Below are 8,917 nucleotides of genomic sequence, written 5' to 3' on the forward strand. Positions count from 1 at the left end.
GGACGCACTAGGTCAGGCGCAGGAACGGGAGCGGTGTCACGCCGTCGGGCAGCGGAGGCAGCCCGGCGAAGGACGCGACCATGTCCACCCAGGCCTCCAGATGGCTCGTGAGTTCGGCGTTCAGGGGCGTCCAGGAGGCGCGCAGCTCGATGTCGATGTGCTCGGCGCTGCCCGTCAGCGTGCCGAAGTTTTCGCTCAGCACGCGCGTGGCCGTGCCGCCGGCCTCGGTGTAGGGGGCGCGGTGCTCGCGCAGCGCGTCCACGAGCCAGGTCCAAGCCACCGAACCCAGGAGCTGGTCGTTGCCCATCTCGGGTTCGAGGGTGGCGCGGATGTAGGTGACGATCCGGAAGGTGCCTCCCCAAACGGGGTTCGGCTCCGGCTCGTGCAGGAGGATGAAGCGGCCCGTCGCGAGCTCGCTCGTGGGCGCGCCCGGCTCGACCGCGCCGCACACCTCGGCCGCCACGGCCACGGCATGACTGGCCAGGCCGTAGGGGGCGTCGATGCCGTGCAGCGAGACCTCGGGACGGACGCTGGAGCGTTCGAGGGCGGCAAGGGCCGTCCTGAAGGCCTCGGGCGTTTCACCGCCGGCGCGTTGCGTGCTCACGCCAGAAAGCCTAGGACCGGGCGGGCGTCCCGCCCGGTCACCACGCCGTGCCGGAGGTGCCGCGTGCCGCGCGCGATCAGGCGAGCTCCGCCGCCGCGGCGAGGAGGGCGTCGACGTGCTCCTCCCGCGTGTCGAAGGAACACATGAGCCGGGCCGGGGACCCCGCGGTGCCCTCGCCGTGGAAGCCGAAGCGCTCCCGCAGGGGTGCGAGCAGCGCCGCTGGCGCCTCGATGAAGACGGCGTTCGACTCCACGGGATGGGCCAGGCGGACGCCGGGGAGGGCCGCCAACCCGGCACCGAGGCGCGCGGCCAGCGCGTTGGCGTGACCCGCGTTGCGCAGCCAGAGATCCCCCTCGTACATGGCGAGCAGCTGGGCGGAGACGAAGCGCTGCTTCGAGACGAGCTGCGTGGTGCTCTTGCGCAGGTGCGGCAGGGCGGCGGCCGCCGCGGGGTGCAGCGCGATGACGGCCTCGGCGAGCATGGCGCCGTTCTTGGTGGCGCCCAAGCTCAGGACGTCCACGCCGGCCTCGCTGACGAGCTCGCGAAGCCCGGCCCCCGTGAAGGCGGCGGCGTGCGAGAGCCGGGAACCGTCAACGTGCACGAGCATGCCGTGCTCGTGCGCGGCGGCGCTCAGGGCCGCGATCTCTGCGGGCGTGTACGCGGTGCCGGCCTCCGTGACGTTGGAGAGCGAGAGCGTGGTGGGCTGGGCGTGGTGCTGCGAGCCGAGCGCCCCGGCCGCCGCGCGCACGGCGGCGGGGGAGACCTTGCCGTGCTCGTGGGGCAGCGGGAGCAGCTTGAGCCCGGCCGAGCGTTCAGGCGCGGCCGCCTCGTCCGTGTTGATGTGGGCGCTCGCGGCGCACAGCACGGCGCCGAAGCGCGGGGTCGCGGCCTGCAGGGCCAGGACGTTGGCGCCCGTGCCGTTGAGCACGGGCAACGCCACGGCGCCCTCGCCGAAGAGCGCACGGGCCCAGGCCCCGAAGGCCTCGGTGTACGGGTCGGCACCGTAGGCGTCGGTGTGACCCCCATTGACCGCGAGCAGCGCGGCCATCACCTCGGGATGGACCCCGGAGGAGTTGTCTGAGGCAAAAACGTGGCGGGCGGCGTCGTGCAAGGAGTTCACGCCGCCAAGCCTAGGGCCAGACGGGCCGGGCGACGGGCCCGGCCCGCCGCGTCACCGCCGCGCCGCTGTCGCGGGCTCAGGCGCGCTCGCGCTTGCTCAGGGAGATCGAATTGATGCAGTAGCGCTGATCGGTGGGCGTGTCGTAGCCCTCGCCCTCGAAGACGTGCCCGAGGTGCGAATCGCACGCGGCGCAGCGCACCTCCACCCGGCGCATCCCGGCCGTGGTGTCGACCAGATAGCGCACGCTCTCGCCGGCCAGCGGTGCAAAGAAGGAGGGCCAGCCGCAGTGTGAGTCGAACTTTTCGGCGGAGCTGAACAGCTCGGCGCCGCAGGCCTTACAGGCGTAGACGCCCTCGCTGTGGTCGTCCCAGTAGTGCCCCGTGAAGGCGCGCTCGGTGCCCTGCTGGCGCAGCACCTGGAACTCGGCGGGGCTGAGTCGTTCGCGCCAGGCGGCGTCGCCCGTGCCGCTCGGGTCGTCGACGGTGGAGGCGTGGCGCGGATCGATGGAGGTCATGGTCTCGACAACGCAACGATCCGGCGGGGCATTCCCGTGCCGCTCACCAGCCGGTGACATGATGAGGTCATGACGCAGCGCAATGACAGCCCCGTCCCCTCGTCGAAGCGGCGCAAGGGCCCCGGCCCGGTGGCCTGGACCTTCCTCGGCCTGGGCGCCGGTGCGGCGGTCGGTTCGGCGGCCGCCGGTGTGATCGGCGGGCTCGCCACGCTCTTTGCCCGCGAGGTCGTGACCCCGGGCAAGGCCCCCGTGGAGGACGTCGAGATCCTCGCGCTCATCTCCACCCCGCGCGGGCAGGAGGTGGTCCTTCCTGTCACCCAGGAGACCACCAAGCCCGGCACGTATTCCCTGTGGTTCGACGGCGATCGCGGCCACGCCCGCCTGGGCGAGGTCACTGAGCGCTCCGATGCCGAGGGCACGCTGCAGCGCGAGGTCATCACGGTGGACCGCGGGGACCTGGGGGCCGCTCGCCGCGGCCGCCTGGGCGGCAACGTCTACCTGAGCCCCGCGGACCTGGGGCTGGACTTCAGCGAGGTGCAGGTGCCCGTGTCAGCGGGGCAGGCCCCGGCCTGGCTGATCCCGGGCAGCACGCGCTCGGATACCTGGGCCATCATGATCCACGGCCGCGGCGCCAACCGGCTCGAGGCCCTGCGCGCCCTCCCCGTGGCCCACGACGCCGGTCTCACCTCGCTCGTGGTGAGCTACCGCAACGACGGCGACGCCCCCGAGGTCAACAACGGTCGCTACGGCCTGGGCACCACCGAATGGCGCGACGTCGATTCGGCGATCGGCTACGCCATCTCGCAGGGCGCGCGCGACGTGGTGCTCTTCGGCTGGTCCATGGGCGGGGCCATCGCCCTGCAGGTGGCCGACCGCTCCCAGCACCGCACGCGCGTGCAGGCCCTCGTCCTGGACGGCCCAGCCGTCAACTGGTTCGACATCCTCGAGCACCAGGCCAAGATCAACAAGATCCCCTACGTCTCCGGGCGCCTCGGCACGTGGCTGCTCACGCACCCGTGGGGCAAGAAGATCACGGGCCTGACGGCCCCGCTCGACCTGGCGTCCCTTGACTGGGTGAGCCGCGCCGAGCAGCTGCGCGTGCCGACGCTCATCCTGCACTCGAAGGACGATGACTTCGTCCCCTTCGCCTCCTCCGCGGAGCTTGCGGCCAAGAATCCGGCCAAGGTGGACCTCGTGGCCTTCACTCAGGCGGGCCACGTGCGCGAGTGGAACGTGGATCCCAAGGCCTGGGACGACGCCGTCTCCGACTGGCTCGAGAGCATGTTCGCGGCCCCCATCCCGGGGCTCGCGCCGCTGCCGCGCTGAGCGCTGAACGCGTACAGAAGGATCGGGGCCCGACGGCGCCTGGCTCACGTGAGCCACGCGCCGTCGGGTCCCTGCGTTTCACGCGGAGGTGGGCCGGCGGTTCAGCCGAGCAGGCTTGACCAATCCGGCATGGTGAGGCGGCGCGGCTCCAGCAGCGTGTAGCGCTCGGCGCCGCCGAGGCGGGTGAAGCTCGTGGCGCACATGAGCCGCGTATCGATGACGGCCGTCCCGGCGAACTCGAGCTCCGTGCCGTCCTCCGGCGTGGAGTAGTCGACCTCGACGAGGTGGCGGCCGGCGCCCCGCACCGCGAGCGGGCGTTCGCCACCCACCTCGTCACCCCAGATGGGCAGCGCGAGCGGCGCGCCCATGCACAGGGGGATGAAGCGCGAGGGGAAGTCGGCGTCTCGGCGCGTGAAGTCGGCGCGGTCGAGGCCGCCGACGTGCCGCAAGGTGCGGTCCAGGGGCGCGTATTCGACCCGGAACCCGTCGTCGCTGCGGATGCACCGCGCCGTGCGGCCGTCCATCCACATCTCGAGCCGATAGCTCGTGCTCTGGCCCTCCGCGTCCTCGAAGAGCACGGTGGCCGTGAGCGGGTGGCGCGTGCGCTCGCGGCGCAGGCCCTGGAGCAGGCGCAGGAGCGCAGCACCGTCGTGGGCCGCCGGATCCGCGCCGCTCACGGGGCCGCCAGCGGGGCCACGGCGGCGCGGGTGAGCGCCACGAGGTCGGCGCCCGCGAGCTCCACGTCGAGGCCGCGGCGCCCTCCCGAAACAAAGACGCTCGGGAGCGCGAGCGCGCTCTCATCGACGGCGGTGGGCAGGGCCTTGCGCTGCCCCAGCGGGGAGATCCCGCCCGGGACGTAGCCCGTGCGCTGCGCCGCGAGTTGGCGGTCCGCGAGGGCCACCTTCTTCACGCCGAGCGCCGTCGCCGCGGCCTTGAGGTCAAGCTTGCCCGCCACGGGCACCACGGCGACACCGAGATCACGGCCGTTGCCGAGGTCCAGGACGAGGGTCTTGAACACACGGGCCGGGTCCACCCCGAGCTCGCGCGCCGCCTCCCCGCCGAAATCCTGCTCGCCGTCGGCGTGCTCGTAGGCGTGGACGGTGTGCTGCACGCCGGCGGCGGCCAGCGCCACGAGCGCCGGGGTGCCGGCGTCCTTTCCCTTCTTGGAGGCCTTCGCCAGGGCTCAGCCCTCCAGGGCGGCCGCCACGCGGCGCTTGATCCGACCCAGCATGGCGGTCATGCCGCGCAGGCGCAGGGGCGAGACGGCGCGCGTCAGGCCGAGCGTGGACGGGAAGTCGTCCGGCACGGCCAGCACGGCGGCGGCGGGGAGGGCGTCGAGGCCCTCCTTGAGCACGCCGGCAAAGCCGCGCGTCGTGGGCGCCTGCGGGGGAGCCGTGATGAAGACATTGACCGTGCGCTGCGCGTCGTCGGCCACCTCCACCGTGAGGAACACGGGGGACTGGCACTCGGTCACCTGCTCCAGCTCCACCCCGTCAAAGCGGGCGGGCAGGGCCGGCAGGTTGTCGGAGAACTCGAGGAGCAGCTCGAGGCGCTCGGGCTCGGGGAGGGCGTTGAAGTCCTCGGCGATCTCGGCGAGGGCGGCGGGGAGGCTCATCGGGCGGCCCCGGCCGGCACGGCACCCGGCTCGGCGCCGAGCGCGATGGGCACGCGCACGGCGTTGCCCCACTCGGTCCAGGAGCCGTCGTAGTTGCGCACGTTGCCGATGCCCAGCAGGAAGTGCAGGGCGAACCAGGTGTGGGCGCTGCGCTCACCGATGCGGCAATAGGTGACCACCTCGTCGTCGAGCGAGAGGCCGGCGCGGTCGAGGTAGAGCTCCTCGAGCTCGGCGCGCGAGCGATAGGTCCCGTCCTCGGCCACGGCCTGGCCCCACGGCACGGACGCGGCGGTCGGGATGTGGCCGCCGCGCAGCGCGCCCTCCTCGGGGTAATCGGGCATGTGGGTGCGCTCGCCCGAGTACTCCTGCGGGGAACGCACGTCGATGAGCGGGCCGTGACCCAGGTGCTCGAGGACCTCGGGCAGGAAGGCGCGCAGGGTGGCGTCGTCGCGCTCGATGACGGGGTAGGCCGTGGCGGGGCGCACCGTGGCCTCGCGCGTGAGCTCGCGGCCCTCGGCGATCCACTTGTCGCGGCCGCCGTCCATGAGGCGCACGTCCTCGTGCCCGAAGAGGGAGAGGACCCACAGGGCGTAGGCGGCCCACCAGTTGTTGCGGTCGCCGTAGATGACGAGGGTGTCCTCGCGCGAGACGCCCTTGGCGCTCAGCAGGGCGGCCAAGGCCGGGCCGTCCACGTAGTCGCGCGTGACGGGGTCGTTGAGTTCGGTGTGCCAGTCCAGCTTGACGGCGCCGGGCAGGTGGCCCGTGGCGTAGAGCAGCACGTCCTCGTCGGATTCGAGGATGACGACGCCCGGGGTGTTCAGGTGCTCGGCCACCCAGGCCGTGGACACGAGGCGCTCGGGGTGAGCGAAGGTGGGATCGATGCCGGAATCGCTTGACTGGCTCATGCTGCTTCTTCCTAGACCTGGAGGGGAGCGGCGCGCCCGCTGGCCGCGCCGGCTTCAAGCCTACGCGGCCCTCCCCGCGCGGGCCGTGGCCCACGCGACACACGAGGCAAGCTCCGCCACGCTTTCCGCGTAAAATCTTGGCGGTACGCCCGCTCACCCGCACCAGCGCGGAAGGAACCCACCGCACGTGGCCTCGAGAATCCATCTCACCGACATCACGCCCCAGGTCTCGCCAGACGAGCTCCTGGCCGGGATGCACCCGTCCTACCGCTTCGGCGAGGTGTCCTTCGACACGTACATCCCGGATCCGAGCCAGCCCAGCCAGGCCGCGGCCGTGGAGCGCATGAGCCGCTTCGCCGACTCGGTGGGCAAGGCGTCCTCCGGCGGCTTCCTCGGCAAGCTCTTCGGCAAGTCCAAGCCCAAGGAGCCGGCCGGCCTCTACCTCGACGGCGGCTTCGGCGTGGGCAAGACCCACCTGCTTGCCTCGCTGTGGCACGCAGCCGAGGGCAAGCGCGCCTTCGGCACCTTCGTGGAGTACACCAACCTCGTGGGCGCCCTCTCCTTCCGCAAGGCGGTGGACGTGCTCAAGGGCTACGACCTCGTCTGCATCGACGAGTTCGAGCTCGACGACCCGGGGGACACGGTCCTCATGTCTCGCCTCATGCGCGAACTGGCGGACGCCGGCGTCAAGATCGCCGCGACCTCCAACACGCTCCCCGGCGCCCTGGGCGAGGGCCGCTTTGCCGCGCAGGACTTCAAGCGCGAGATCCAGGTGCTGGCCGACCAGTTCGAGATCATGCGCATCGACGGCGAGGACTACCGCCACCGCGGCCTGCCCGATGCCCCTCAGCCGCTCGAGGACGCCCAGGTCGAGCCGCTGGCCGAGGAGCGCTACCCCGAGGCGAGCATCGCCGTTGACAGCTTCCCCGCGCTGCTCGAGCACCTCTCGCGCGTGCACCCCTCGCGCTACCGCCAGATGCTCAAGGACGTCGACGTCCTGGCCCTCCACGACGTCGAGACGATCACGAATCAGGCCACGGCGCTGCGCTTCGTGGTCCTGGCCGACCGCCTCTACGACAAGGACGTGCCGATCCTGGCCTCCGGCGTTCCGTTCGACCGCCTCTTCACCGAGGAGATGATGGCCGGCGGCTACCAGAAGAAGTACTTCCGCGCCGTCTCGCGCCTCACCTCGCTCGTGCGCGAGGGCCAGGGCGTCGCCGAGCGCTGAGCGATCCGCCCTCTTTCACGGCTTCACGGCGCGACGGCGGGTGGCCACCGAAAGGTGGTCACCCGCCGTCGCGCTGTGTGTTGGTGCGCCCCGCCGTGGGGCGCGCGCGGCCGGGGCGGCTCGACGTTGCGCGGCGTTGCGCCGCCTCCGTGGGCTCCCCGCGCCCGCCGCACCGGGCGGCGCGGGGATCCTCCCGCGCGTCACGCGGGCGTGGAATGGGTTGACAGCTTTGGGGCGCCCGCCAGTGTTCGTCAACATGTCTAACGAATTGATCAACGCCTCGGCTCGCGGCGCGGGTCGCCCCTAGCTTCTTCCTCGGAAACATCCACCGATGAAGGAGCTCTCCCATGAAGACCACGATCGCCACCAAGCTCGCGGCCGGCACCCTGACCCTCGGCCTCCTGGCCGCCGCCGGAGCGCCGCTAGCAACCGCGCAGCCCGTGACGGCCGCGCCGGCCCCGGCGGTCGTCGCCCCGGCCGCCGTGAAGGCAGCGAGCAACACGCTGATTGCCATCAAGCAGATGTCCACGGGCACGGCCGCGGCGCGCAACTGCGGCCCGACCTCCGTGGTGATCGCGCTCAAGGCGGTCGGGAAGACGCCGTCCGGGTACAAGACGAGCGCGGTTCAGGCGGTCAAGAACGTGCGGGCCAGCATCGGGCACACGCGTTCCACTGACCTCATCGCCGATCTCAAGCCGCAGATTACCAAGTACGGCGTCAAGGCAACCAAGGTCACCTACGCGCAGGGCCTCGCGGCGGCGGCCAAGGGCAAGACCGTCATCCTGCACACCAATCTGTACGGCGGTCATTACCTCGTGGCCAAGGGCAAGGACGCAAGCGGTCGCATCTTCATCTCCGATCCCGCCAAGGGCAGCAAGTCGGCCAAGACCACCGCCTACCTGAACTCCATCAAGCGCAGCCTCAACCGCGCGCTCGTGGTCGGCTGATCGCCCCGCGGATCCGCCGGAGACGGGAACAGGGCCGGTGCTGTCTCACGACGGTACCGGCCCTGCTTCCTTGCGACGTTAAGTCAGGGCGTCACGCGCGTAGCGCTTCGCCCGGGCATCGCTCGAGGGGGTGAGATCAGGCCTGCGGGGCCTGGTCGTCGCCACCGGCGGCCTTGTCGACCAGACCGGAAGCGGCGTCCTGCACCGAGTCGACCTTGTCGGCAAACTTGCCGCCGGTCTTGTCGTCGATGAAATCGCCGACCTTCTCGATGCCGCTCTTGATGGCCTCTTCGTTCTTGGCCACCAGATCCTGCGCCTGATCAACGAGGCCCTCGGCCTTGCCCTTGATGTCGTCGAGGAAAGACAAGTCGGCACCCCCTTTCGGTCCTTGGGCCCCGGCGGGGCCCTCTGGAATCGATGCTAGGGCACACACGGGCGCTTCACTAGAGAGATATTTCTCCGGGCGTGGCGCGACGACGCACGAGGTCACGCTGGCGGGGGAGGAGCCGGACGGGTCGGCGGGAGAAACACAGAAGCCCCACGGAGAACCGTGGGGCTTCTTAAACCGGATGGATCCGGGATGCGAGCGGACAACGGGATTCGAACCCGCGACCTCCACCTTGGCAAGGTGGCGCTCTAGCCAGCTGAGCTATGTCCG

The 8,917-nt window shown here is 71.5% G+C and carries 11 protein-coding genes and 1 tRNA gene; 3 read left to right on the forward strand and 9 right to left on the reverse strand.

Annotated elements, in window-relative coordinates:
- Positions 1-7: 7 nt before the first annotated feature.
- The 3 genes from DWB68_RS14335 to msrB all read right to left on the reverse strand — a co-directional run bounded on the left by DWB68_RS14335 (position 8) and on the right by msrB (position 2,238).
- Positions 8-604, reverse strand: a complete 597-nt coding sequence (locus DWB68_RS14335; protein WP_119425802.1) for a DUF3000 domain-containing protein — start codon at positions 602-604, stop codon at positions 8-10.
- A 76-nt stretch (positions 605-680) separates the two neighbouring features.
- Entirely contained in the window at positions 681-1,724 is a 1,044-nt protein-coding gene (locus tag DWB68_RS14340) for a threonine aldolase family protein (RefSeq protein WP_119425803.1), read from the reverse strand.
- 76 nt (positions 1,725-1,800) lie between these two features.
- Positions 1,801-2,238 carry a peptide-methionine (R)-S-oxide reductase MsrB gene (gene msrB / locus DWB68_RS14345; RefSeq protein ID WP_119425804.1) on the reverse strand — a complete coding sequence of 146 codons (438 nt, stop codon included), beginning with the start codon at positions 2,236-2,238 and terminating at the stop codon, positions 1,801-1,803.
- 69 nt (positions 2,239-2,307) lie between these two features.
- Here msrB and DWB68_RS14350 point away from each other — a divergent pair, with 69 nt between their 5' ends.
- Complete coding sequence (locus DWB68_RS14350) at positions 2,308-3,564, forward strand: alpha/beta hydrolase family protein (RefSeq protein WP_119425805.1); 1,257 nt, start codon at positions 2,308-2,310, stop codon at positions 3,562-3,564.
- Positions 3,565-3,665: 101 nt separating this feature from the next.
- On the opposite strand, the gene DWB68_RS14355 is transcribed toward DWB68_RS14350, so the two are convergent.
- The 4 genes from DWB68_RS14355 to DWB68_RS14370 are packed head-to-tail and all read right to left on the reverse strand — an operon-like array spanning position 3,666 to position 6,084.
- Complete coding sequence (locus DWB68_RS14355) at positions 3,666-4,241, reverse strand: hypothetical protein (RefSeq protein WP_119425806.1); 576 nt, start codon at positions 4,239-4,241, stop codon at positions 3,666-3,668.
- A complete protein-coding gene (gene ybaK, locus DWB68_RS14360) occupies positions 4,238-4,696 on the reverse strand; it encodes a Cys-tRNA(Pro) deacylase (RefSeq protein ID WP_267896981.1) in 459 nt (152 codons plus the stop codon). Before ybaK ends, DWB68_RS14355 begins: the two co-directional genes overlap by 4 nt.
- A gap of 51 nt (positions 4,697-4,747) precedes the next feature.
- Positions 4,748-5,179, reverse strand: coding sequence for a SufE family protein (locus DWB68_RS14365; protein WP_119425808.1), 432 nt, complete (start codon positions 5,177-5,179; stop codon positions 4,748-4,750).
- Positions 5,176-6,084, reverse strand: coding sequence for a sulfurtransferase (locus DWB68_RS14370; protein WP_119425809.1), 909 nt, complete (start codon positions 6,082-6,084; stop codon positions 5,176-5,178). Before DWB68_RS14370 ends, DWB68_RS14365 begins: the two co-directional genes overlap by 4 nt.
- Positions 6,085-6,271: 187 nt before the next feature.
- Between DWB68_RS14370 and zapE the strand changes: the two genes are divergently transcribed.
- Both zapE and DWB68_RS14380 read left to right on the forward strand, forming a co-directional pair.
- Positions 6,272-7,312: a cell division protein ZapE gene (gene zapE / locus DWB68_RS14375; RefSeq protein WP_119425810.1), complete on the forward strand. Its 1,041-nt coding sequence runs from the start codon at positions 6,272-6,274 to the stop codon at positions 7,310-7,312.
- 347 nt (positions 7,313-7,659) lie between these two features.
- A complete protein-coding gene (locus DWB68_RS14380) occupies positions 7,660-8,259 on the forward strand; it encodes a C39 family peptidase (RefSeq protein ID WP_119425811.1) in 600 nt (199 codons plus the stop codon).
- 136 nt (positions 8,260-8,395) lie between these two features.
- On the opposite strand, the gene DWB68_RS14385 is transcribed toward DWB68_RS14380, so the two are convergent.
- Both DWB68_RS14385 and DWB68_RS14390 read right to left on the reverse strand, forming a co-directional pair.
- A complete protein-coding gene (locus DWB68_RS14385; protein ID WP_119425812.1) occupies positions 8,396-8,626 on the reverse strand; it encodes an antitoxin in 231 nt (76 codons plus the stop codon).
- Positions 8,627-8,844: 218 nt separating this feature from the next.
- Positions 8,845-8,917 (reverse strand) — tRNA-Gly (locus DWB68_RS14390).

Source organism: Galactobacter valiniphilus, assembly GCF_003575975.1.
Lineage (GTDB): Bacteria > Actinomycetota > Actinomycetes > Actinomycetales > Micrococcaceae > Galactobacter > Galactobacter valiniphilus.

What these genes read in the sequence shown, in the direction of transcription:
- DWB68_RS14350 (WP_119425805.1), top strand. Translation starts at nt 2,308, where the DNA reads ATGACGCAGCGCAATGACAGCCCCGTCCCCTCGTCGAAGCGGCGCAAG.
- DWB68_RS14370 (WP_119425809.1), bottom strand. Translation starts at nt 6,084, where the DNA reads ATGAGCCAGTCAAGCGATTCCGGCATCGATCCCACCTTCGCTCACCCC.
- msrB (WP_119425804.1), bottom strand. Translation starts at nt 2,238, where the DNA reads ATGACCTCCATCGATCCGCGCCACGCCTCCACCGTCGACGACCCGAGC.
- DWB68_RS14365 (WP_119425808.1), bottom strand. Translation starts at nt 5,179, where the DNA reads ATGAGCCTCCCCGCCGCCCTCGCCGAGATCGCCGAGGACTTCAACGCC.
- DWB68_RS14380 (WP_119425811.1), top strand. Translation starts at nt 7,660, where the DNA reads ATGAAGACCACGATCGCCACCAAGCTCGCGGCCGGCACCCTGACCCTC.